We start from the raw sequence: 23,319 nt of genomic DNA on the forward strand, positions 1-23,319 counted from the left end.
GATGCGCGCGGGGCTGCTGTGGCAGACTGGGCCGGATGGCCCCCATGCTACCGGCGCCCGGATCCGGCCGGATGAGCCTCACCGCGGTGATGCCCGGCTGCCTCGCCGCCCTCGCGGGGGAGGAGTCGGAGGCCGGCCTCCCGCCGGTCGACCGCGCGGTCGTCGTCCTCGTCGACGGGCTCGGGTCCACCGCCCTCCGCTCCCGCGCCGGCCACGCCCGCCACCTCGTGCAGCGGTGGCGGAAGCGCGACGTCGTCGACGTCGGCTTCCCCACGACCACCGCCGCGAGCATCACGTCGCTCACCACCGGCGTCCGCGCCGGCGAGCACGGCCTCGTGGGCTACAGCGCGCTCGACCCCGCCCACGACCGGGTCATCAAGCTGCTGTCCGGGTGGGACGCGCGGAGCGTCCCCGAGGAGTGGCAGCCCGTGCCGACCGCCTTCGAGCGCGCGACGGCGGCGGGCGTGCCGGCCTACGTCGTCGGATCCGCGCGGTACGCCGGGTCCGGCTTCTCCCGTGCGGCGCTCCGCGGAGCGGCCTTCGTCCCAGCGGAGTCGATCGCCGACCGGTTCGCGACGACGCGCGCGCTCCTCGACCGGGAGCCGCGCGCGCTCGTCTACCTCTACGTCCCTGAGCTCGACCAGGCCGCGCACGCGCACGGCTGGCAGTCCGACCGCTGGCTGCGCGTCCTCGAGGAGCTGGACGCGGCCGTGGGCCCGTTCCTCGATCGCCTCCGCCCTCGCGAGGGCGCCCTGATCACCGCCGACCACGGCATCGTCGACGTTCCCGCGGAGTCGCAGGTGCTGTTCGACCGGGTGCCCGAGCTCGTCGCCGGGGTGCGTCACGTGGCGGGGGAGCCGCGCTGCCTGCACCTGCACCTGGAGCCCGGCGCGGACGCGGACGCGCTGGCCGAGGCGTGGCGGGCGTCGGAGGGCGCCCGGGCGCATGTGGCGACGCGTGCGGAGGCCGTGGCCGCCGACTGGTACGGCCCGCTGCGGGACGGGGTCGCCGCGCGCATCGGCGACGTCGTCGTCCCGACCCGCGCGCTCATCGCGTACTACGACGGACGCCCGCGCGACCAGGGCGCTCGGCGCATGGTCGGGCAGCACGGGTCGTTCTCGGACGAGGAGCGCCTGGTGCCCCTCATCCGCGCCGGCGCCTTCGCGCGCGACTGAGCCGTCCCCTCCGCCTCACGCGGCCGGGACCACGGTGCGGGAGCACGGACGGAGCCGGCTCCGAGGGCTCCCCGGGCCCGATCAGGCCAGGTGGTCGTCGTCGCTGCGCGCGCCGAACACGATCTCGTCCCAGCTCGGCATGGCCGTGCGGCCGCGGCGGCCGGACGGCTTGGCGGCGCCGCGGCCCTCGCCGGAGGCCGGCGTGCGCAGGCCCTCGTCGTCGCCCTCGTCGCGCGGGCGGTCGCGGCCGGACTCGACGCGGCCGATGCCGGGGATCACGGCGGAGCGCAGGGGAGGAGCCTGGCGCTGGCCGCCGCGCGGGCGGGACAGCGGCTCCTCGCGGCGCGCGGCGGGAGCGGCGGCCGGCGGCGCGGGTGCGTCGTCGACGGCGTCGTCCCCCTCGTCGTCCCGGGGCACCGACTCGCGCTCGCCCCGTCGGCGTCGCAGCGCCTCGAGGAGGTCGGCGGTCTCGTTGAGCTCCACCTGCGCGACGCGCGCCGGCTGCTGGCTGCCGGCGGGGTGGTTGCCCTGGCGGCCGAGGTGCGACACCGCCGCGCCCTCGTCGCGACGCGGCGCCGACTCCCACGGCTGGGGAGCGGTGTCCTGGGTGGCGGAGGCGGCGGGGTCCGGGAGGCGGAAGGCGCCGCTGTCGAAGCGGGTGACGCCGTCCTCCTGGTGCGTGTCCGCGGCCTCGGGCGGCAGGGCGCGGAGGCGCGGGATGAGCGCACCCCGGATCTCGCCCTGCTGCGACAGCGTGATCGCCTCGTTGTTGGCGGGGGAGAGGGCGTGCTTCTTGGCGTCGTAGGACCAGCGGGCGTCGTGGTCGATCTCCTCGGAGGTGAAGGCCACCTTGACGACCCACCCGCCGAGCTGCTCCTTCCAGCTGCTCCAGCGCACCTCCTGCGCGCCGAGCGACTCGAGCCGCTCCTCGATGACCTGGCCGAAGAGCGTGCCCTGGCCCATCGGGTCCACCTCGATGGCCGTGTGCACGGGGACCTTCATCGCGCTGCGCACCACGTGCTCGCGCTCCGCGACGACGGGCCCCTCGAACTTCCGCACGTACTCCACCGAGGCGCCGGTCTCGCGGGCGACGTCCTCCGCGCTCATGCCCTGGCGGATGAAGGACTGGATGATGCGCGGGGCGGCCTTGCGCGTGGTCGTCCCGGCGTCGGACTGGCGACGCAGCGCCTGCCGGAAGGAGTCGTCCATGACGAGGCGGTGCCGTTCACCGCCCGCGGTCTCGACGACGAGGGCGCCGTCCTCGACTCCGACGATTTTCAGATCCTGCATGGGTTCCACGCCTCTCGCGCTCACTGGACGATTCACGATGCCACGAGTCGGCCCCTCTTCCGGGGAATACGCGTGGCGCGCCGTGACTTGTGTCGGACGAGAGCGCCGGGAGGCGGGATCACGGCCCCCGAGCGCAGGTTGTTAGTGCGCGAACGGTGTACCGTGTGAGTCCGCATCCGCGGCCCGGGCACGGGCCGGTGCTCCGCATCGGAAACAGCCGGTCAGGTGCCTCGCGAGGGGCTCCGGAGCGGTTTGCTATCCGGATGCGATTCATGCAAACTGTGCCCGCCGATTCCGTTCGGCGGTTATTCGAGAAGTGGACAGGAATGGCAACTGATTACGACGCCCCGCGCAAGACGGAGGACGACTCCGACTCGATCGAGGCTCTGAAGGAGCGCGTCCCGGACCGCATGTCCGGGGTCGTGGACGTCGACGATGCCGACAACCCCGGGAGCTTCGACCTCGCCGGCGCCGACCTCTCCGACCTCGAGCTCGAGACGGTCGTGCTCCCGCCCCAGGCCGACGAGTTCACCTGCGTGAGCTGCTTCCTCGTGAAGCACCGTTCGCAGATCGACCACCAGGAGAAGCTCGGCCCCATCTGCCAGGAGTGCGCCGCCTAGAGCGACGCCGGGCGAGAGCCCCGGAGGCCCACCGCCTCCCCGCACGTCATGATCGCCGCGATCCCCGGATCGCGGCGATCAGTCGTTCCGGCGACCGCGTCGAGACGAGCCAGTAGGGAGCGGGGTCGGACGGATCCGTCAGCGGCACCCGCACCACGGGGTCCACCCACCCGCGGATGACGAGGTACGCCCGGGCGTGCAGTCGGACTCCCCGCTCCGCCACCGCCTCCGCGCCGCGGAAGCCCTCCGGCTCGCCGAGCTGCGCGACGTCGATCGACGCGCGTCCGGCGCGCAACCGCCCGTCGACCACCTCGATCACCGGGCTCGTGAGCACGAGGGCCGCCACGACGCCCGCGTAGAGGACGATCGCGACGACCACGCCGGCGAGGACGCTGATCGGCAGGAACACGAGCAGGCTCGCGGGGATGACGAGGGCGGTGGCGACGAAGAGCCAGGGAGCCGGCCACAGCCGCTCCCTGTAGGGGGACGCTTGCATGCGCCTATTCGATCAGATTCCTGCACTAGCCTCGGACCGTGCCCGATCCCGTCGACGTCCTCATCGCGGGCGACGCCCCGATCCCGGCCCAAGCGCATCCCGGCGACGCCGGCGCGGACCTCACGAGCGCGGAGTCCGTCCGCCTCGAGCCCGGTGAGCGGGCGACCGTCGGCACCGGCGTCTCGATCGCCCTGCCGGACGGGTACGCCGCGTTCGTGCTGCCCCGCAGCGGCCTCGCGGCCCGCCACGGGATCACGATCGTGAACGCCCCCGGAACCGTCGACGCGGGGTACCGCGGCGAGATCCGCGTGACGCTCCTCAACACCGACGCCCACGCCGCGTACGATGTCGCGGTCGGCGACCGCATCGCGCAGGTCGTCGTCATGCCGGTCAGCCGGGTGCGCTTCGTGCCCGTCGAGAAGCTGCCCGGGAGCCACCGCGGCTCGGGGGGCTTCGGCTCCACGGGCACCGGCGCCCTCCCCGTCCGAGACCCAGGAGACCGAACATGAGCGACGAGAACGCGAACCAGCCGGACGACGCCGCCGTCACCGACGACGCCGCCGAGCACGTGCTGGACGCCAAGTCCGCCCCCGACGACCGTGCCGACGAGGGCCCTCTGGACGAGACCGAGGCCAACCCCGTCCGTCCGTACGTCGACCTCGGCGGGATCAAGATCCTGCCGCGCGAGGGGCTGCACCTCCGCCTCGAGGTCGCGGAGGGCACGCAGCAGGTCGTGGCCGTCGGCCTCGACTACGCGGAGTCCAGCCTCCAGGTGCAGCCGTTCGCGGCGCCGCGCTCGAGCGGGCTGTGGCACGAGATCCGCACGACCATCGGCGAGCAGATCCAGCGGCAGGGCGGCACCACGCGCCTCGCCGACGGGCCCTTCGGTCCGGAGCTGCACGCCGTCATCCCCGTCGTGCAGCAGCCCGGCCAGCCCGCGGCGGCCACGCGCGACGCCCGCTTCATCGGGGTCGACGGCCCGCGCTGGTTCCTCCGCGGAGTGATCACCGGCCGTGCCGTCTCCGACCCCGATGCCGCCGCCGCCGTCGAGGACCTGTTCCGCAGCGTCGTGGTGGTGCGCGGGTCCTCCCCGATGCCCCCGCGGGACCTCATCCCGCTGAAGATGCCGGCCGCGCAGGTCGGCACGACCCCCGGCGCCGCTCCCGCCGGCGACACCCCGGCCCCCGTCCTGGGCTCCTGAGCATGTCGGGCGACGGCCCGCTCGAGCGGGATCCCGCGCGGCCCGACGCCGACGGCGTCGCACGGGAGGCGGGATCCCCGACACCCGGGTCCGCGCCCCGGTCCCCTGCTGCGGGCGACGCCCTGGGCGCGAGCATGGCGCAGGCCGCCGAGCGCGCCGGTCTCGGCCAGGCGGCGCGCGGCGAGACGATGACCGCGGCCGCCCTGCTGCAGGCCATGGGCGGCATCCGGGGCGTGCTCGAGGCCATCGTGCCGGGCCTCCTGTTCCTCGTCGCCTTCACCGTCACGCGCGACATCGTGCTCTCGGTCGCGGTGCCGGTCGCCGTCGCGGTCGTCGCCGTCGTGGCCCGGCTCGTGCAGCGCTCCGCCGTGGCGCCCGCCGTCGGCGGCCTCGTCGGCATCGTCATCTCCGCGCTCCTCGCGCTCCGCTCGGGGGAGGGGCGCGACTTCTACGCGCTCGGCCTCTGGACCAACGGCGCCTACTTCGCGGTGCTCCTGGTCTCGGTCGTCGTCGGCTGGCCGCTCGTCGGCGTGGCGGTGGGGTTCCTCATGGGCGACGGGACGGCGTGGCGCGCGGACCGCAGGAAGGCGCGCGCGCTCCGCCTCCTCACCCTCGTCTGGGTCGGCTTCTTCGCGCTGCGGCTCGCGGTGCAGCTCCCGCTCTACCTCGCCGACTCCATCGACGCCCTGGGCGTCGCGCGGCTCGTCATGGGGACGCCGCTGTACGGCGTGCTCCTGGTGCTCTCGTGGCTCTTCGTCCGGGCCGTGTACGCGAAGGACCCCGCCGCGCCTCCCGCCGGCCCCTCCGCCGCCTGATCCGCCTGACCCGCCCCGGCGCTCGGCGCCGGGCGCGCCCGCGCGCCGGGCGCCGGACCGCCGCGCCCGATGGTAGATTCATCTCGACATCGAGATACATCGATGCCGTCCCCGCCCCGCGTCGGGTGCCCCGTTCAGGGTCGCCTTACTGGACCCGGCCGCGGCGGGCGACCAAGATCGGGTGACGGGCGGAATTCGAGTTCCGCGCCCATCCAGCGAGGGAAGAGGGCCACGTGTCTGCAATCAACAGCTTCGGCGCGAAGGACACACTCCGCGTCGGGGACACCGACTACGAGATCTACCGCATCGACACCGTGGCGGGCCACGAGCGCCTCCCGTTCAGCCTCAAGGTGCTGCTCGAGAACCTGCTCCGCACGGAGGACGGGAAGAACGTCACCGGCAGCCAGATCAGCGCCCTCGGCGACTGGGTGCCCGAGGCCGATCCCGACACCGAGATCCAGTTCACGCCCGCGCGCGTCGTGATGCAGGACTTCACGGGCGTGCCCTGCATCGTCGACCTCGCCACCATGCGCGAGGCCGTCGGCGAGCTGGGCGGCGACCCCACGAAGATCAACCCGCTGGCGCCGGCGGAGCTCGTCATCGACCACTCGGTCATCGCCGACCTCTTCGGCTCCGAGGACGCGCTCGAGCGCAACGTCGACATCGAGTACGAGCGCAACGGCGAGCGGTACCAGTTCCTCCGCTGGGGCCAGACGGCGTTCGAGGACTTCAAGGTCGTCCCGCCGGGGACCGGCATCGTCCACCAGGTCAACATCGAGCACCTCGCCCGCGTCACGATGACGCGCGAGGTGGGCGGCGTCCTGCAGGCCTACCCCGACACCTGCGTCGGCACCGACTCCCACACCACCATGGTCAACGGCCTGGGCGTGCTGGGCTGGGGGGTCGGCGGCATCGAGGCCGAGGCGGCCATGCTCGGCCAGCCCGTCTCCATGCTCATCCCCAAGGTCGTCGGCTTCAAGCTCGCGGGCGAGATCCCCACGGGCGTCACCGCCACCGACGTGGTGCTCACCATCACGCAGATGCTCCGCAAGCACGGCGTCGTCGGCAAGTTCGTCGAGTTCTACGGATCCGGCGTCGGCGCCGTGCCGCTCGCGAACCGCGCCACCATCGGCAACATGAGCCCCGAGTTCGGCTCGACCGCCGCGGTGTTCCCCATCGACGACGTCACGCTCGAGTACCTGCGCCTCACCGGCCGCAGCGAGGAGCAGGTGGCGCTCGTCGAGGCCTACGCCCAGGCCCAGGGCCTCTGGCACGACGCCTCCGTCGAGCCGTCCTTCAGCGAGTACCTGGAGCTCGACCTCTCGACGGTCGTCCCCTCCATCGCCGGCCCGAAGCGCCCCCAGGACCGCATCGAGCTGACCGACGCGAAGTCGCAGTTCGAGCGCGACCTCAACGACTACGCGCAGGTCGACCACGACATCGTGGACCTCGCCTCGGCGATGAGCTTCCCCGCGTCCGACCCCGGGGAGCTGCAGCCCGAGGACGAGCACTCCACGCACGAGCACCACCACGCGTCGCAGAGCCCGGCCTCCGTCACGAAGCCCACCCGTGTCACGCTCGAGGACGGCCGCGACTTCACGCTCGACCACGGCGCCGTCGCCATCGCGGCCATCACGTCGTGCACCAACACGTCGAACCCGTCGGTCATGCTCGCGGCGGGGCTCCTCGCCCGCAACGCCAGCAAGAAGGGGCTGAAGGCCAAGCCGTGGGTCAAGACGACCCTCGCGCCCGGGTCCAAGGTCGTCACCGACTACTACGAAAAGTCCGGCCTCACCACGTACCTCGAGGACCTCGGCTTCTACACGGTCGGCTACGGCTGCACCACCTGCATCGGCAACTCGGGCCCGCTGCTCGACGAGATCTCGACCGCGGTGCAGGACAACGACCTCGCCGTCACGGCCGTCCTCTCCGGCAACCGGAACTTCGAGGGCCGCATCAACCCCGACGTGAAGATGAACTACCTCGCGAGCCCGCCGCTCGTGATCGCGTACGCGCTGGCCGGGTCGATGAACTTCGACTTCGACTCCGACGCGCTCGGCACCGACACCGAGGGCAACGACGTGTTCCTCAAGGACATCTGGCCGGATGCCGACGAGGTCCAGTCGACCATCGACAGCTCGATCGACACCGGCATGTTCACGCACCAGTACGCGGGCGTCTTCGACGGCGACGAGCGCTGGCGCTCGCTCCCGACGCCCACGGGCGCGACGTTCGAGTGGGACGCGGAGTCCACCTACGTGCGGAAGCCCCCGTACTTCGAGGGGCTCACGATGGAGATCACGCCCGTCACCGACATCCAGGGAGCCCGCGTCCTCGCGAAGCTCGGCGACTCGGTCACCACCGACCACATCAGCCCCGCCGGCTCCATCAAGGCCGACAGCCCCGCGGGCCACTACCTCGACGAGCACGGCGTGGGACGCAAGGACTACAACTCCTACGGCTCGCGTCGCGGCAACCACGAGGTCATGATCCGCGGCACGTTCGCGAACATCCGGCTCCGCAACCAGCTGCTCGACGGCGTCGAGGGAGGGTACACGCGGGACTTCACGCAGCCCGACGGCCCGCAGTCCTTCATCTACGACGCGGCGCAGAACTACCAGGCCGCCGGCACCCCGCTCGTCATCCTCGGCGGCAAGGAGTACGGCTCCGGCTCGTCGCGCGACTGGGCGGCGAAGGGCACCAGCCTCCTGGGCGTCAAGGCGGTCATCACCGAGAGCTTCGAGCGCATCCACCGCTCCAACCTCATCGGCATGGGCGTCGTCCCGCTGCAGTTCCCCGCGGGCGAGACCTGGGACACGCTCGGCCTCGACGGCACCGAGGAGATCAGCATCCAGGGGCTCGAGGAGCTGAACCAGGGCACCACGCCCCGCACCGTGCGCGTCGTCGCCGCGCCCACCTCCGACTCGCCCGCGGGCAAGGAGACGGTGGAGTTCGACGCGGTCGTGCGCATCGACACCCCCGGCGAGGCGGACTACTACCGCAACGGCGGGATCCTGCAGTACGTACTGCGCAGCCTCGTCGCGTAACAGGAGGCTGAGGAGGCCGGGCGGCGACGCCCGGCCTCCTTCGTGCATGCAGGGCCCTGCGTACACTCGATGAGGCGGACGTCGCGACATGGCGTCCGAGGGAAGGCGGTCAGCATGGGAATCCTGGAGACGATCACGGGACCCCGGGACCTCGACCGGCTGAGCCACGAGCAGATGCTCGAGCTCGCGGTGGAGATCCGGCAGTTCCTCGTCGCGGAGGTCTCCAAGACGGGCGGCCATCTCGGGCCGAACCTCGGCGTCGTGGAGACGACGCTCGCGATCCACCGCGTGTTCGACTCCCCGCGCGACCCCATCGTCTTCGACACCGGGCACCAGTCGTACGTCCACAAGCTGCTCACCGGCCGGCAGGACTTCTCCCGGCTCCGCGAGTCCGGCGGGCTGGCCGGGTACCCGCAGCGCGCCGAGTCGGAGCACGACATCGTGGAGAGCTCGCACGCGTCGAGCTCGCTGAGCTGGGCGGACGGGATCTCCCGCGCCTTCGGCATCACCGGCCAGACCGACCGCCACGTCGTCGCGGTGGTGGGCGACGGAGCCCTCACCGGCGGCATGACGTGGGAGGCGCTCAACAACATCTCCGACGACAACACGCGGAAGCTGATCATCGTCGTCAACGACAACGGCCGCTCCTACGCGCCGACCATCGGCGGCATGGCGCGGTTCCTCAACACCGTGCGGACGCGGCGCACCTACCGCGGGCTCTACGAGACCAGCCAGCGCGTCTTCGGCGTGTTCGGGGCGCCCGGGGACAGCCTCTACCGCGGCCTGCGGGGCGGCCTGCACGGGTTCCTCACGCGCGTCACGGACAACGAGGCGCTGTACTCGAACCTCGACATCAAGTACCTGGGACCCATCGACGGCCACGACCAGCAGGCCATGGAGGAGGCGCTCCGGCAGGCGCGCGACTACGGCGCCCCCGTCATCGTGCACGCCATCACGGAGAAGGGCCGGGGCTACGAGCCGGCCCGCCGGGACGTCGCCGACCAGTTCCACGCGGTCGGCCAGATCGACCCCGAGACGGGCGAGCCGATCGACCCGTCGCAGGCCGTGAGCTGGACCAGCGTCTTCGCCGACGAGATCCTCGCCCTCGCCGACGAGGACCCGCGCATCGTGGGGATCACCGCGGCGATGCTCCGCCCCGTCGGCCTGCACCGCTTCGCCGAGAAGCACCCGGACCGCGTCCACGACGTCGGCATCGCCGAGCAGCACGCCGTCACGAGCGCCGCCGGCCTCGCGTACGGCGGCCTGCACCCCGTCGTCGCGCTCTACGCCACCTTCGTCAACCGCGCCTTCGACCAGGTGCTCATGGACGTCGCCCTCCACCGCGCGGGCGTGACCTTCGTGCTCGACCGGGCGGGCGTCACCGGACCGGACGGCCCCAGCCACCACGGCATGTGGGACCTGGCGCTGCTGCAGATCGTGCCGCACATCCGCCTCAGCGCGCCGCGCGACGCCACGCGCCTCCGCGAGGAGCTGGGGGAGGCCGTCAAGGTCGACGACGGGCCCACCGTCGTGCGCTTCTCCAAGGGCAGCGTGGGCGACGAGATCGAGGCGGTCCGCCGCCTCGACGACGGCGTGGACGTGCTCCACGAGTCGGACGCGCACGACGTGCTGATCGTCACCGTCGGCCCGATGGCGTCCATGGGCATCGAGGTCGCCGAGCGGCTCGCGGCCCAGGGCATCGGCGCCACGGTCGTCGATCCCCGCTGGGTCGTGCCCGTGCCGCGCAGCGTCGTGGAGCTCGGCGGGACGCACCGCCTCGTGGTGACCATCGAGGACGGGGTAGTCGTCGGCGGCATCGGCACGCGGATCCGCCAGGACCTCCGCGAGGCGGGCATCGACACGGGCGTGACCGAGCTGGGGCTCCCGGACGAGTTCCTCGACCACGGCACGCGGTCGGAGATCCTCGAGCGCGTGGGCCTCACGCCGCAGCACATCGCGCGCGACGTGGTCGCGCAGGTGCTCGGCAGCCGCGTGCCCGCGGCGCGGCCGCTCAGGGCGGACGGGGAGCGCGTCTCCGTGCCCGGTGAGGACGACGAGCAGGCCTGAGGCCCGCCGCGCATGGAGGAGGGCCCGGCCGCGATGCGGCCGGGCCCTCCTGGTCGTGCGGGCGCCGCTACGCCACGCCGCGGATGGGCGGGTGGTGGAACGTGTCGCCGAACGCGCGCTCGCTCGCGCCGACGCGGTCCAGGTACGGCGTGAGCCCGCCCATCTGGAACGGGTAGCCCGCCCCGAGGATGAGGCAGAGGTCGATGTCCTCCGCCGCGTGCACGACGTCGTCCTCGAGCATGCGGTGCACCTCGTCGGCGAGGCCCGTCTCGACGCGCGCGCGGATCTCCTCGGCCGTCATCGGCTCGGTGCCGCCCTTCACGATGCGCACGGCCTCCTTGTCGAAGCCCGTCGGGCGGCCCTTGGAGTCGCGCGCGTAGATGCGCCCGAGGTCCGCGAGCCGGTGCAGGTTCGGGCTCTCGAAGAAGCGGTCCGGGAAAGCCGCGTGGTGCGTGTCCAGCACGTGCGCGCCGACCTTGAGCCCGACGAGCTCGAGCAGCTCGAACGGCGTCATCGGCAGGCCGAACGGCGCGAGCGAGCGGTCGACCACGTCGAAGGGCGTGCCCGTGTCCACCGCGTGCATGGCCTCGCCGAGGACCTTCGCGAGGATCCGGTTCACGACGAAGCCCGGGGTGTCGCGCGTGATGACCGCGTTCTTCTTGAGCTTCCGCGCGACCTGCATCGCGGTCGACAGCGCCTCGTCGGTGGTCCGCGGCGTCCGCACGACCTCGATGAGCGGCATCACCGCGACCGGGTTGAAGAAGTGGAACCCGACGACGCGCTCCGGGTGCGCGAGGCGCTCGGCGATGCGCTCCACCGACAGGCTCGAGGTGTTCGTGGCGAGGATCGCCGTCTCGGAGACGTGCTGCTCGATCTCCGCGAACACCGCCTGCTTCACGCCCAGCTCCTCGAACACGGCCTCGATGACCCAGTCCGCGTCGGCGAAGTCGGCCTTGTCGGTCGTCCCCGTGACGAGGGCGGTGAGCCGGTTGGCCTCGTCGGGGGAGATGCGCCCCTTCTCGGCGAGCTTGCGGATCTCGCCGTGGATCCCGGCGACGCCCGCGTCCACCCGCGCACGGTCGAGGTCGGTGATGACCACCGGGACCTGCAGGCGGCGCACGAACAGGAGCGCGAACTGCGACGCCATGAGCCCGGCGCCGACGACGCCCACCTTCGTCACGGGACGGGCGAGCTCCTTGTCGGGAGCTCCCGCCGGGCGCTTGGCGCGCTTCTGCACGAGGTCGAACGCGTAGATGCTCGCCCGGAACTGGTCGCCCGAGATGAGGTCGGCGAGGGCCTCGTCCTCCGCGGCGAAGCCCTCCTCGCGGGTGCTGCCCTTCGCCGCCTTCAGGAGGTCGAGCGCACGATACGGCGACTGCGCGACCTTGCCGATGCGCTGCTCGAGGGACTTGCGGGCGATGCCGATGGCGACGTCCCACTTGGCCAGCCTCTCGAGCCGGCCGGGGGCGTTCGGGCGCTTGACCTCGACGGCGCCGGAGATGACGCCGTCGGCCCACCGGATCGACTGCTCCAGGAACGACGCCGACGGGAAGGACGCGTCGGCGATGCCGAGCTCCATGACGTCGGCGGCCTTCAGGGTGCGGTTGTTCTTCAGCGGGTTCTCGATGATCACCTTGAGGGCGTTCTCGATGCCGATGAGGTTGGGGAGCAGCCACGCGCCGCCCCAGCCGGGGATGATGCCGAGGAACACCTCGGGGAGCGCGACGGCCGGCACGGACGCATCGACGGTGCGGTAGTCGGAGTTCAGCCCGATCTCGAGGCCGCCGCCGAGCGCCAGCCCGTTGATGAACGTGAACGACGGCACGCCGAGGCGGTGGAGCCGCCCGAGCGTGTCGTGGCCGAGCTGCGCCATCTGCCGGCCCACCTCGCGGCTCGGGATCTCGCCCACCTTGCTGAGGTCGGCGCCCGCGGCGAGGATGAACGGCTTGCCCGTGATCGCCACCCCGGCGATCTCGCCCCGGGCGGCCCGCGCCGCGAGCACGTCGAGCGCGTCCGCGAGCTCCAGCAGCGTCGCAGGACCCAGGGTCGAGGGCCGCGTGTGGTCGCGCCCGTTGTCGAGCGTGACGAGCGCGAGGACCCCGCCCGAGGGCAGCGGCACGTCGCGGACGTGCGAGTGCGTGACGACCTCGTCGGGATCGAGCGCCACGAGCTCCCGGAAGCGGCTGGTGTCAGTCACTTGTTCCTCTTCTTCCTCTTGCCGGTGAAGTGCGGGTTCTCCCAGATGACGCTGCCGCCCTGGCCGAGGCCGACGCACATGGCGGTGAGGCCGTAGCGGACCTCGGGGTGCTGCTCGAACTGGCGCGCGAGCTGGTTCATGAGCCGCACGCCGCTCGAGGCGAGCGGGTGGCCGACGGCGATCGCGCCGCCGTACTCGTTCACGCGCGGGTCGGCGTCGTCGATGCCGAAGTGGTCGAGGAGGCTGAGCACCTGGATGGCGAACGCCTCGTTGAGCTCGAACAGGCCGATGTCGTCGATGGTCAGCCCGGCCTTGCGCAGGGCCTTCTCCGTGCTCGGGACCGGACCGATGCCCATGATCTCGGGCTCGACGCCGGCGAAGGCGAACGACACCAGGGTCATCTTCGGCGCGAGCCCCAGCTCCTTCACGGCGTCGCCGCTCGCGAGGAGCGCCGCGGTGGCGCCGTCGTTCAGGCCCGACGAGTTGCCGGCCGTCACGCGCCCGTGGGGGCGGAACGGGGTGCGGAGACCGGCCAGGCCCTCGAGCGTCGTCTCGGGGCGCATGGCCTCGTCGCGGGTCGCGAGGCCCCAGCCGTCGTCGTTGCGCGTGGCGACGGGCACGAGGTCCGGCTGGATGTCGCCCGCGGCGTATGCGAGCGCCGTCTTCTGCTGGCTCGCGAGGGCGTACCGGTCCGCGCGCTCGCGGGTGAGCGACGGGAAGCGGTCGTGGATGCGCTCGGCCGTGCGGCCCATGTTGAGGGCGTCCTCGCTCACGAGGCGCTCCGCGAGGAACCGCGGGTTCGGGTCCGCGTCGAAGCCCATGGGGTGGCGGCCCATGTGCTCGACGCCGCCCGCGATGGCGAGGTCGTACGCGCCGAACGCGATCCCGCCGGCGGTGGCCGTGACGCTCGTCATGGCGCCGGCGCACATGCGGTCGATGGCGTAGCCCGGGACGGAGCGGGGGAGACCCGCCAGCAGCGCGGCCGTGCGGCCGAGGGTGAGACCCTGGTCGCCCGTCTGGGTCGTGGCCGCGATGGCGACCTCGTCGATCCGGTCCTTCGGCACCTGCGGGTTCCGCTCCAGCAACCCGATCATGGCCTTGACCACCAGGTCGTCGGCGCGGGTCCGCCAGTACATGCCCTTCTCACCTGCTCGTCCGAACGGGGTGCGGACCCCGTCCACGAAATGGACTTCGGCTCTCTCGACCACTGACGCCTCCTCGCATCGATTTCCCCCACCCTAGGGAGAGGCCGGTGGGGAGCCGAATCCGTTGACTGTTCCTACGAGGCCCCGTCGTCCGTCGGGTCGTCGGCTTGGTCGGCATCGACAAAGGCGGAGGCCACCGCGGCAGCCGTCGCCTCGATCTGCCAGGGCCGCGCGCCCCACGACTCGAGGGCCGCCGCGACGGAGTCGGGAGCGAGGTCGGCGGGCGGCGTCCACGCGACGCGGCGCAGCACCTCGGGCGTCAGCACGTTCTCCTGGGGGACGCCCATCGCGGTCGCGACCTCCTGCACGGCCACGCGGGCGCGCTTCAGGCGCCGGTCGGCCGCGGGGTCCTTGTCGGCCCAGGCCTTCGGCGGCGGCATCGACTCGCCCGTGCCGCGCAGCTGCGGGAACTCGGTCGCGGCGAGGCCCCGCTCGACGGCGGCCCACCAGCGGTCGATCTCGCTCCGGCTCGCGCGGCCCGAGAACTCGCGCACGGCGGCGAGGTCGCGCTTGGACTGCGGCAGGACGCGCGCCACGGCGACGAGGGACCCGTCGGGGACCAGGCGGCCGGGGCTCGTGTCGACCTCGCGCGCGTACGCGTCGCGGGCCTCCCACAGCTCCTTGGCGACGGCGAGGTTGCGGCCCCCGCGGATGCCGTGCAGGCCGCTGAGGCGGCGCCACGGCTCGACCCGGGCGGGCTTCGCCTCCTTGGCGATGGTCGCCTGGAACTCCTGCTCGGCGATGGCCGTCTTGCCCTGCTCCTCGAGGCGGCGCGCGATCTCGTCGCGCACGTCCACGAGCAGCTCCACGTCGAGCGCGGCGTAGACGAGCCAGGCGCGGGGGAGCGGGCGGGTCGACCAGTCGGCCGCCGAGTGCTCCTTCGCCAGGTGGATGCCGAGGAGCTCCTCGACGACCGTGCCGAGGCCGACGCGCGGCAGGCCCAGCAGGCGCGAGGCGAGCTCGGTGTCGAAGATGCGCCGGGGGTCGAGGCCGACCTCCCGGAGGCACGCGAGGTCCTGGCTGGCCGCGTGCAGGACCCACTCGACGTCGCGGATGACCTCGTCGAGCTCGGAGAAGCCGCCGACGGCGGGCGGGTCGAACAGGAACGTGCCCGCCCCGCGGCGGAACACCTGGATGAGATAGGCGCGCTGGCTGTAGCGGAAGCCGGACGCCCGCTCGGCGTCGACGGCGATGGGACCGGTGCCCTGGGCGATCGCCTCGACGGCGCGCAGGTACTCCTCGCGCGTGTCGATGACCGTGAGGTCGCCGGTGGCCGCCGCCTCGCGCAGCGGCGCGCGGACGTCCGCCGGCGCCGCGGGCTCGGCCGCGGGGGACGGCGCCGGGGGCGTCACCGCCGCGTGCGCGCGGGCGTCGGCGTCGGGTGCCGACTCCGTCCGCCGCGTGCGGGTCCGCGTCCGGGCGATGACCGCGTCGGTGGCGGTGGATCCCGGGACGTCGGAGAAGAGCGACGCGCCCATGGCCGGACGGCTGAGCCGGGCCGCGGCTGCCGGGGACGCGGGGGTCGCGTCGGGGTCGGGGGTGTCGGACGGGGCGTTCACGTCCGGGTGCGTCGCGCTGATAGCAGTGTCACTCCTTCGCCCGCGGGAGGCAGTCCGGCGAGCATGCACAGTAGTTCCCCCCAGCCTTCCACATGGGCGGTCACGTCGCTGTCCGCCGGGGTCCAGGAGGCCCGGAGCTCGATCTTGGCGCCGCTGCCCTGCCGGGCGAGCTCGCCGTAGCCGGTGGAGATGATGCGCGTCGCCGTGCCCGAGGGCGCGGAGTAGCGGGCACCGCGGGACGCGAGTCCGTCCACGAGCCAGGACCAGGCCACGTCGGCGAGGAACGGGTCGGTCCCCATGTCGGTCTCCAGCGGCGCCTGCGCGAAGCACACGATGCGGAAGGCGCCACCCCACGCGTCCGGCTCCTCCGGGTCGTGCAGCAGGATGAAGCGGCCCGTGCCGAGCTCGGAGTCCGCCGCGTGGCCCGAGGGGGACACGTCGGCGGCCAGCGCCACGGCGTATGGGGCCAGCCCGCCGGCGGGCGAGGGGATCTCGGTGAGCACGAGCTCGGACCGGGTGGTCGCGCGCCGGAGCGCGTCGAGCGCCGCGCGGAACTCGGGTGGATCCTCGGCGCTGTCACGGGTGTCTACCACGTGGGCAGACTACGGTCCGCCGTCGCGGCGGCCGGGAGCCACGCCGGAGGCGCGACAGGCCGCCGATCCCGCCGCGACCAGGGGATCAGCCGCGGGCGACGCTCCAACGGGCGTAGGTGCGGTGGTCGTCGTCCACGAGGAGCTGCGCGAGGCGCATCCGCGCGTCCACGCCGGAGCCGACGGGGACGAGCGGCGTGCGCGGGGTGACGAGCTCCGGGGAGGTGGTCAGGCAGAGCTCGTCCACGCGGCCCGCCGTCAGCAGCGCCGCGGCGAGGGCGGGTCCGCCCTCGCACACCACGCTCGCGAGCCCCAGGCCGCGGAGCGCGTCGACGACGTCGTCGCCCCCGAGCCGGCCGTCCGCCGCGGCGCCGAGGGGCACGGGCACGAGCTCGGCGGGGACGCCCGCGAGCGTCGCGAGGGCCCGATCGCGCGCCTCGGGCGGGCAGAGCACGATCAGCCGGCCGTCGGCGTGCTCGGGGTCGAAGCGGTGGCCGGAGAGGTCGCCGGATGAGGTGGCGACCGCCAGCGGCGTGCGCCGGGGGAGCACGTACCGCTCCGTGCGGACCGTGCCGGCGCCGACGAGGACGACGTCCGCGAGCTCGCGGATGACCCCCAGGATCCGGCGGTCGACGACGCTGCTCAGGCTGTCGGACGACCCGTCGGCGCCGATGACGCTCCCGTCGACGGACGCGACGAAGTTGAGGCGCACGTGCTCGCCGGAGTCCGGCCGGTAGAGGCCCTCGAGCCAGTCCCGGGTGCCCTCGTCGTCGAGCCCGCGCGGACCCGCGTCCCCGCCGGGGCCGGCGACGGGCAGGACCCGCGTGATCCTCACCCGGCGAGCCGCTCGCGCACCTGGCGCTTGACGCGGCCGAGCATCGCGGTCATCCCGCGCATGCGCAGCGGCGACACCGCGGCGTCGAGCCCGATCGTGGACGGGTAGTCGTCGGGGACGGCCAGGACCTCCTCGGCGGGGAGCCCCTCGAGGCCCTGGGCGAGGATGGACGCGAAGCCCCGGCTCGTCGGCGCCTCGGCGGGCGCCTGGGCGTGCACGTGCACGTCGCCCTCGACGACCTCCACGAACATGAACACCGGCGACTGGCACTCCTCGACCCGCTCCAGGAGGTCCGGGTGCTCGGCGTAGCGCTCGGGCAGGGCCGGGAGCTCGTTGCTGAAGTCGAGCAGCAGCAGGAGCCGGTCGCGCTGCCCGAGCGCGAGGAAGTCGTCTCGGATCTCCGCGAGCGCGGCGGGCAGGGCGGGGGAGCCGGTCATCGGGAGGGCAGCTCCCCGGGCTCGGCGCCCTGCACGATGGGGACGCGGACGGCGGAGCCCCACTCGGTCCAGGACCCGTCGTAGTTGCGGACGCCCTCGAAGCCGAGCAGGTGGGTGAGCACGAACCACGTGTGGCTCGAGCGCTCGCCGATGCGGCAGAGGACCACCACGTCGTCGCCGTCGCCGAGGCCGGCGCCCTCGCGGTACACGGCGTCGAGCTCGGCGCGGGTCCGGAAGGAGCCGTCCTCGGCCGCCGCCTTCGCCCACGGGACGTTGCGGGAGGTGGGGATGTGGCCGGCGCGGAGCGCGCCCTCCTCCGGGTAGGCCGGCGCCGTCGTGCGCTGGCCCGTGTACTCCTCGGGGCTGCGGACGTCGATCAGGGGGTTGCCGAGGTGCGCGAGCACGTCCTCCTTGTACGCCCGGATCTCCTCGTCGCGGCGCTCCACGACGGGGTACTCCACGGGCGTGACCTCGGTGGCGTCGGTGGTGAGCGGGCGGCCCTCGGCGACCCACTTGTCGCGCCCGCCGTCGAGCAGGCGGACGTCCTCGTGACCGAACAGCGTGAAGACCCAGAGCGCGTACGCGGCCCACCAGTTGCTCTTGTCGCCGTAGATGACGACGGTGCTGTCGCGGGCGATCCCGCGCTCCGACATGAGCTCGGCGAAGCGCTCGCCGTCGACGTAGTCGCGCTGCACGGGGTCGTTGAGGTCCGTGTGCCAGTCGACCTTGACCGCACCGGGGATGTGGCCCGTCTCGTACAGCAGCACGTCCTCGTCCGACTCGACGACCACGAGGCCGGGGGTCAGTGCTCCGTCCGCGAGGCGCTCCTGGAGCCAGTCGCCGCTGACGAGGCGCTCCGGGTGGGCGTACTCGGCGAACCTGGGGGTGGTGTCCGGCTCGACGGCCATGGGGCTCTCCTGATCTCGCGGCCGCGGGGGCCGCGCTCGGTGGGACGCGGTCTAGTCTGGTGGGTGTTCCGCGGGCGCCCAGGGCACCGCGTCGACCACCATCCACGGTAACGGTTCGCGATGCGCGGGACCTTCCCGATGACAGCCGGAGACCCACCTGTGACGAACGCCGACATCGGATCGCGGAGCCACGACGCCGAGGGCGCGGAGGCCGGCGCGCTCGTCGGCCGCTCGCCCAGCATCACGGGCGCGGAGATCGCCGCGCACCTCGTGCCGCCGCGCCAGTTCGACGAGGCCCGCTTCGACACCTACCGGCCGGATCCCGAGTACGACACCCAGGCGCAGGCGGTGGAGGTGCTCCGCGCGTTCTCCGGCGACCGCGCAGGGTCCCGCGGCGGGCTCTTCTCCCGCCGGAAGGCACCCGCGCCGAAGCCCGGCGTGTACCTCGACGGCGGGTTCGGCGTGGGCAAGACCCACCTGCTCGCGTCGCTCTGGCACGCCATGCCGGGACCGAAGTACTTCGGCACGTTCATCGAGTACACCGCGCTCGTCGGGGCGCTCGGCTACCAGGGCGCCGTCGGGATCCTCCGCGGGGCCACGCTCGTGGCGATCGACGAGTTCGAGCTCGACGACCCGGGCGACACCATGATGATGACGCGCCTGCTCTCGGACCTCGTCCAGACGGGCACGCGCATCGCGGCCACGAGCAACACCCCGCCGAACGCCCTGGGGGAGGGCCGCTTCGCCGCGGCGGACTTCCTGCGCGAGATCCAGGCCATGAGCGACCGCTTCGACACGATCCGCATCGACGGGCTCGACTACCGCCGACGCGCCTTCGAGGGCCACGCCGTCACGGTCGGGGCGGACGACCTCGACGCGCGCGCCGACGCGGCGCGGCAGGGCGGCCGCGCCGTCACCGTCGACGGGTTCCCCGAGCTCGTCGCGCACCTGGCGCGGCTGCACCCCTCCAAGTACGTCAAGGTCATCGAGGGCGTCGACGTCATCGCGCTCCGCGACGTGACCCAGTTGCAGGGGCAGACGGACGCGCTCCGGTTCGTCGCGTTCGTCGACCGCGTGTACGACGCCCAGATCCCGCTGCTGGCGTCCGGCACGCCGTTCGACGAGGCGTTCTCCGCGGAGATGCTGGCCGGCGGATACCGCAAGAAGTACCTGCGCGCCATCTCGCGGCTCATCTCCCTCACGGCCGCCGGGCGCGACGCGTAGCCGTCCCCGCATAGCCCACCGGGCTCCGGCGCGGCTGGGCCGGCGGCCCCGTCGAGCATCCCCGACGGGTCCGGAAACACGATGTTCACACGCGCGGTGCCCGTGTAACGCGCCCGAAACACGTCCGGCGAGCCCGTGAAACCTCGCCCCCGGACACTGGACGCGTACCCGGCACCCGGCTCACGCCGAACCCCCCGACCACACGGGCGGCGTCCCGCCTCCAGTCCGGTGCGACCCCTGCACGATCTACGAGAGGTGAAACACCATGGATCAAGGCAACACCGCCTTCCTCCTGATCGCCGCGGCGCTGGTCCTCCTGATGACGCCGGGTCTGGCGTTCTTCTACGGCGGGCTCGTCAAGGCCAAGAGCGTCATCAGCATGATGATGATGAGCTTCGGGGCCATGGGCCTCATCGGGCTCCTCTGGGTCCTCTACGGCTACGCGGTCACGTTCGGGAACGGACCGGACGGCGCCGCGGGCAACCCGCGCTTCGTCGGCATCGACGGCATCCTCGGCGTCGACCTCGGCCAGCTCGGCCTCGGCGACGCCTACACGGCCGCCCTCGGCGAGCAGACGAGCGCCTACCCGACGCTCGCGTTCGCCGCCTTCCAGGCGACCTTCGCGATCATCACCGTGGCCCTCATCTCCGGCGCCATCGCCGACCGCGCGAAGTTCGGCGCGTGGATGGTGTTCGCCGGCGTCTGGGCGACGATCGTCTACTTCCCGGTCGCGAGCTGGGTCTTCAACTTCACGATCGCCGACGGCTCCACCGTCGACGGCGGCTGGATCGCCTACAACGTCGGCGCCATCGACTTCGCCGGCGGCACCGCGGTGCACATCAACGCGGGCGCCGCGGCCCTCGCGCTGTCGCTCGTCCTCGGCAAGCGCGTCGGGTTCGCCAAGGGCATGCACGTCCCGCACAACCCGCCGTTCGTGCTCCTCGGCGCCGGCCTGCTGTGGTTCGGCTGGTTCGGCTTCAACGCCGGCTCCGAGCTCGCCGCCGACGGCATCGCGGCCATCGCGTTCCTCAACACCATCGCCGCTCCCGCCGCCGCGATCCTCGGCTGGCTCGTCGTCGAGAAGATCCGCGACGGCAAGCCGACCTCGGTGGGCGCCGCATCCGGTGCGGTCGCGGGCCTCGTCGCCATCACCCCGGCGTGCGCCGCCCTGTCGCCGATCTGGGCCATCGTCCTCGGCCTCGTCGCCGGCGCCGTCTGCGCCGTCGCCATCGAGCTCAAGTTCAAGCTCGGCTTCGACGACTCGCTCGACGTGGTGGGCATCCACCTCATCGGCGGCCTCATCGGCACGCTGTACATCGGGCTCTTCGCCACCGACGTCGGCCTCATCTACTCGGGCTCGCTCGAGCAGCTCGGCAAGCAGGCCCTCGCCGCCTTCGCGGTGCTGATCTACTCCTTCGTGCTCTCGTACGTCATCGGCACCGTCATCCAGAAGACCATGGGCTTCCGGGTGAAGAACGAGGACGAGATCGCCGGCATCGACACGATCGTCCACGGCGAGGAGGGCTACGTGCTGGAGACCTCCGGCCGCTGACCCGCACCCCCGGTCGACCACGACGGGCGCCGCACCTCGCGAGGGGGCGGCGCCCGTCCGTCGTGCGGTGGGGAGGCGGCGCGCGCCGGGGGACGCGCGCCGTCTCCCTTGGCAGCGCCCTCCGGGCCGGCGTTGACTGGGGAGCATGGACTTCACACCGAGAAGAGCGATCATCACCGGCGCCGACTCCGGCATCGGCCGATCCACGGCCGTGGCCCTCGCCAAGGCGGGCCTCGACGTGGGCATCACCTGGCACGACGACGAGGCGGGCGCGGAGGCCACCGCCGAGGAGGCGCGGGCCCACGGGGTGCGCGCCGTCACGACCCGGCTCGACACCGCGGAGCTCGACTCCGCCGGGGACGTCGTCACCCGCCTCGCGGGCGAGCTCGGCGGGGTCGACGTCCTCGTGGGCAACGCCGGGACGGGCGACTCCACGCCGTTCCTCGACACCGACCTCGCCAGCTGGCAGCACGTGATCGCCGTCGACCTGACCGGTGCGTTCGTCGTCATGCAGGCCGCCGCCCGCCTCATGGTCGAGGCCGGCACCGGCGGCCGCATCATCGCCGTGACCAGCGTGCACGAGCACCAGCCGCGCGTCGGGTCGAGCTCCTACGACGCCGCCAAGCACGGCCTGGGCGGGCTCGTGAAGACGGCAGCGCTCGAGCTCGGGCGGCACGGGATCACGGTGAACAGCGTCGCGCCGGGCGAGATCGCGACCCCCATGACCGGGCAGACCGACGAGGACCCGCGCGGCATCCCCCGCCCCGGCATCCCGCTCGGACGCCCCGGCCACGCCGACGAGATCGCCGACGTGATCGCCTTCCTCGCGTCCGACGCCGCCGGATACGTCACGGGCGCATCATGGGCGGTCGACGGCGGGATGCTGCAGATGGGACCGCAGGGCGGCTCGCACATCACGAGCGACGACTGGCGGTCCGTCTAGGCAGACCGGTCGACCGCACCGCCGGTCGGCCGGCTGTCCGCTCACCGCGTCCGGTGTTCGCCCGGAGCGGAGCGCCCCGCGCCCCCGCCGTCCGGGAGGGAGCCGGGCGTACGGTGGGTGGACGCGGGAGGGCCGTCACGGCCATCCCCGTCCCCGACCATCGAGACGAAGAAGACGAGAGCACATGGCATCCCCCCTCATCACCCTCAACAACGGCGTCACCATCCCGCAGCTGGGCTTCGGCGTCTTCCAGACCCCGCCCGACGAGACCCAGCAGGCCGTCGAGCGCGCGTTCGAGGCCGGCTACCGGCACATCGACACCGCCGCCGGCTACTACAACGAGGAGGGCGTGGGCGCCGCCATCGCGGCGACCGGCATCCCCCGCGAGGAGCTCTTCATCACCACGAAGCTCCGCAACGGCGACCAGGGCGCGGACAGCGCCCGCACGGCCTTCGAGGACAGCCGCCGCAAGCTCGGCGTCGACGCGGTCGACCTGTACCTGATCCACTGGCCCTACCCGAAGCACGGCCTCTACGTCGAGACCTGGAAGACGTTCGAGGCGCTGCACGCCGAGGGCCTCATCCGCGCCATCGGCGTCTCCAACTTCCTCCCGGAGCACCTGGAGAAGCTGGCGGCCGAGACCGACGTGGTACCCGCGGTGAACCAGATCGAGGTGCACCCGACGTTCCAGCAGCACGACCTCTCGACCTTCTCGGTCGAGCGCGGCATCGAGGTCGAGGCGTACAGCCCCCTCGGCCAGGGCGCCGACCTCGAGTCGGAGGTCGTCACGCGCCTCGCGAAGGAGCACGACGCCACCCCCGCCCAGATCGTGCTCGCGTGGCACCTGGCGCAGGGCCGCATCGTCATCCCGAAGTCGGTCACCCCGGAGCGCATCGTCGCGAACTTCCAGAGCATCGAGGTCGAGCTCTCGATCGAGGAGCTCGCGGAGATCGACACCCTCGAGACCGGCACGCGCCTCGGCGCCGACCCGGCGACGGCGGACTTCACGCAGTTCCCGTCCTGATCGGCACGCCGGCACGCCGGCTGCGCGACGCCCGCCCGGCCCTCGGCCGCGGCGGGCGTCGTCGCGTCCGGCTCCGTCGCCCGGCTGATCGGCGGCCGGAGGGCTAGCGTGAGGGGCACGACGCTCGCCGGCCC

At 73.1% G+C, this 23,319-nt stretch carries 20 protein-coding genes; 11 read left to right on the top strand and 9 right to left on the bottom strand.

Annotated elements, in window-relative coordinates; translation table 11 throughout:
• Positions 1–35: 35 nt before the first annotated feature.
• Positions 36–1,175, top strand: coding sequence for an alkaline phosphatase family protein (locus AC07VC_RS09265; RefSeq protein ID WP_494675862.1), 1,140 nt, complete (start codon positions 36–38; stop codon positions 1,173–1,175).
• 81 nt (positions 1,176–1,256) lie between these two features.
• On the opposite strand, the gene sepH is transcribed toward AC07VC_RS09265, so the two are convergent.
• Positions 1,257–2,465 carry a septation protein SepH gene (gene sepH / locus AC07VC_RS09270; RefSeq protein WP_494675863.1) on the bottom strand — a complete coding sequence of 403 codons (1,209 nt, stop codon included), beginning with the start codon at positions 2,463–2,465 and terminating at the stop codon, positions 1,257–1,259.
• 326 nt (positions 2,466–2,791) lie between these two features.
• Here sepH and AC07VC_RS09275 point away from each other — a divergent pair, with 326 nt between their 5' ends.
• On the top strand, positions 2,792–3,085 hold the full coding sequence (locus tag AC07VC_RS09275; RefSeq protein WP_012038342.1) for a DUF4193 domain-containing protein: 294 nt from the start codon (positions 2,792–2,794) through the stop codon (positions 3,083–3,085).
• 46 nt (positions 3,086–3,131) lie between these two features.
• On the opposite strand, the gene AC07VC_RS09280 is transcribed toward AC07VC_RS09275, so the two are convergent.
• Positions 3,132–3,581, bottom strand: coding sequence for a DUF3093 domain-containing protein (locus tag AC07VC_RS09280; protein WP_494675864.1), 450 nt, complete (start codon positions 3,579–3,581; stop codon positions 3,132–3,134).
• A 38-nt stretch (positions 3,582–3,619) separates the two neighbouring features.
• Here AC07VC_RS09280 and dut point away from each other — a divergent pair, with 38 nt between their 5' ends.
• The 5 genes from dut to dxs all read left to right on the top strand — a co-directional run bounded on the left by dut (position 3,620) and on the right by dxs (position 10,711).
• Positions 3,620–4,090 carry a dUTP diphosphatase gene (gene dut, locus AC07VC_RS09285; RefSeq protein WP_494675865.1) on the top strand — a complete coding sequence of 157 codons (471 nt, stop codon included), beginning with the start codon at positions 3,620–3,622 and terminating at the stop codon, positions 4,088–4,090.
• Positions 4,087–4,782, top strand: coding sequence for a DUF3710 domain-containing protein (locus tag AC07VC_RS09290; protein ID WP_494675866.1), 696 nt, complete (start codon positions 4,087–4,089; stop codon positions 4,780–4,782). The genes dut and AC07VC_RS09290 overlap by 4 nt, the downstream gene beginning before the upstream one ends.
• A gap of 2 nt (positions 4,783–4,784) precedes the next feature.
• Entirely contained in the window at positions 4,785–5,597 is an 813-nt protein-coding gene (locus AC07VC_RS09295; protein WP_494675867.1) for a DUF3159 domain-containing protein, read from the top strand.
• A 233-nt stretch (positions 5,598–5,830) separates the two neighbouring features.
• Positions 5,831–8,644, top strand: a complete 2,814-nt coding sequence (gene acnA / locus AC07VC_RS09300) for an aconitate hydratase AcnA (RefSeq protein WP_317229667.1) — start codon at positions 5,831–5,833, stop codon at positions 8,642–8,644.
• A 114-nt stretch (positions 8,645–8,758) separates the two neighbouring features.
• Entirely contained in the window at positions 8,759–10,711 is a 1,953-nt protein-coding gene (gene dxs / locus AC07VC_RS09305; protein ID WP_494675868.1) for a 1-deoxy-D-xylulose-5-phosphate synthase, read from the top strand.
• 67 nt (positions 10,712–10,778) lie between these two features.
• On the opposite strand, the gene AC07VC_RS09310 is transcribed toward dxs, so the two are convergent.
• The 7 genes from AC07VC_RS09310 to AC07VC_RS09340 form a co-directional block, all read right to left on the bottom strand.
• Positions 10,779–12,908, bottom strand: coding sequence for a 3-hydroxyacyl-CoA dehydrogenase NAD-binding domain-containing protein (locus AC07VC_RS09310; RefSeq protein ID WP_494675869.1), 2,130 nt, complete (start codon positions 12,906–12,908; stop codon positions 10,779–10,781).
• Positions 12,905–14,116: a thiolase family protein gene (locus AC07VC_RS09315; RefSeq protein WP_317229664.1), complete on the bottom strand. Its 1,212-nt coding sequence runs from the start codon at positions 14,114–14,116 to the stop codon at positions 12,905–12,907. The genes AC07VC_RS09310 and AC07VC_RS09315 overlap by 4 nt, the downstream gene beginning before the upstream one ends.
• Positions 14,117–14,187: 71 nt before the next feature.
• Positions 14,188–15,672 (bottom strand): ribonuclease D, encoded by a 1,485-nt coding sequence (locus AC07VC_RS09320; protein ID WP_494675870.1) that lies wholly within the window; start codon positions 15,670–15,672, stop codon positions 14,188–14,190.
• Positions 15,669–16,265, bottom strand: coding sequence for a DUF3000 domain-containing protein (locus tag AC07VC_RS09325; RefSeq protein WP_104343067.1), 597 nt, complete (start codon positions 16,263–16,265; stop codon positions 15,669–15,671). Before AC07VC_RS09325 ends, AC07VC_RS09320 begins: the two co-directional genes overlap by 4 nt.
• A gap of 85 nt (positions 16,266–16,350) precedes the next feature.
• Complete coding sequence (locus AC07VC_RS09330; RefSeq protein ID WP_494675871.1) at positions 16,351–17,097, bottom strand: dihydrofolate reductase family protein; 747 nt, start codon at positions 17,095–17,097, stop codon at positions 16,351–16,353.
• A complete protein-coding gene (locus AC07VC_RS09335; RefSeq protein ID WP_317230563.1) occupies positions 17,094–17,534 on the bottom strand; it encodes a SufE family protein in 441 nt (146 codons plus the stop codon). Before AC07VC_RS09335 ends, AC07VC_RS09330 begins: the two co-directional genes overlap by 4 nt.
• Positions 17,531–18,442 carry a sulfurtransferase gene (locus AC07VC_RS09340; RefSeq protein WP_494675872.1) on the bottom strand — a complete coding sequence of 304 codons (912 nt, stop codon included), beginning with the start codon at positions 18,440–18,442 and terminating at the stop codon, positions 17,531–17,533. Before AC07VC_RS09340 ends, AC07VC_RS09335 begins: the two co-directional genes overlap by 4 nt.
• A gap of 159 nt (positions 18,443–18,601) precedes the next feature.
• On the opposite strand from AC07VC_RS09340, the gene zapE reads away from it, so the two are divergent.
• From zapE to AC07VC_RS09360, 4 genes are all read left to right on the top strand, one after another.
• Complete coding sequence (zapE, locus tag AC07VC_RS09345; protein ID WP_494675873.1) at positions 18,602–19,666, top strand: cell division protein ZapE; 1,065 nt, start codon at positions 18,602–18,604, stop codon at positions 19,664–19,666.
• A gap of 265 nt (positions 19,667–19,931) precedes the next feature.
• Positions 19,932–21,218 carry an ammonium transporter gene (locus AC07VC_RS09350; protein WP_317230566.1) on the top strand — a complete coding sequence of 429 codons (1,287 nt, stop codon included), beginning with the start codon at positions 19,932–19,934 and terminating at the stop codon, positions 21,216–21,218.
• Between the two features lie 145 nt (positions 21,219–21,363).
• Positions 21,364–22,161, top strand: a complete 798-nt coding sequence (locus AC07VC_RS09355) for an SDR family oxidoreductase (RefSeq protein ID WP_494675874.1) — start codon at positions 21,364–21,366, stop codon at positions 22,159–22,161.
• Between the two features lie 184 nt (positions 22,162–22,345).
• Positions 22,346–23,185 carry an aldo/keto reductase gene (locus AC07VC_RS09360; RefSeq protein ID WP_494675875.1) on the top strand — a complete coding sequence of 280 codons (840 nt, stop codon included), beginning with the start codon at positions 22,346–22,348 and terminating at the stop codon, positions 23,183–23,185.
• The last annotated feature ends 134 nt before the right edge of the window (positions 23,186–23,319 follow it).

The organism is Clavibacter sp. GW821-FHT01D01 (assembly GCF_059422605.1).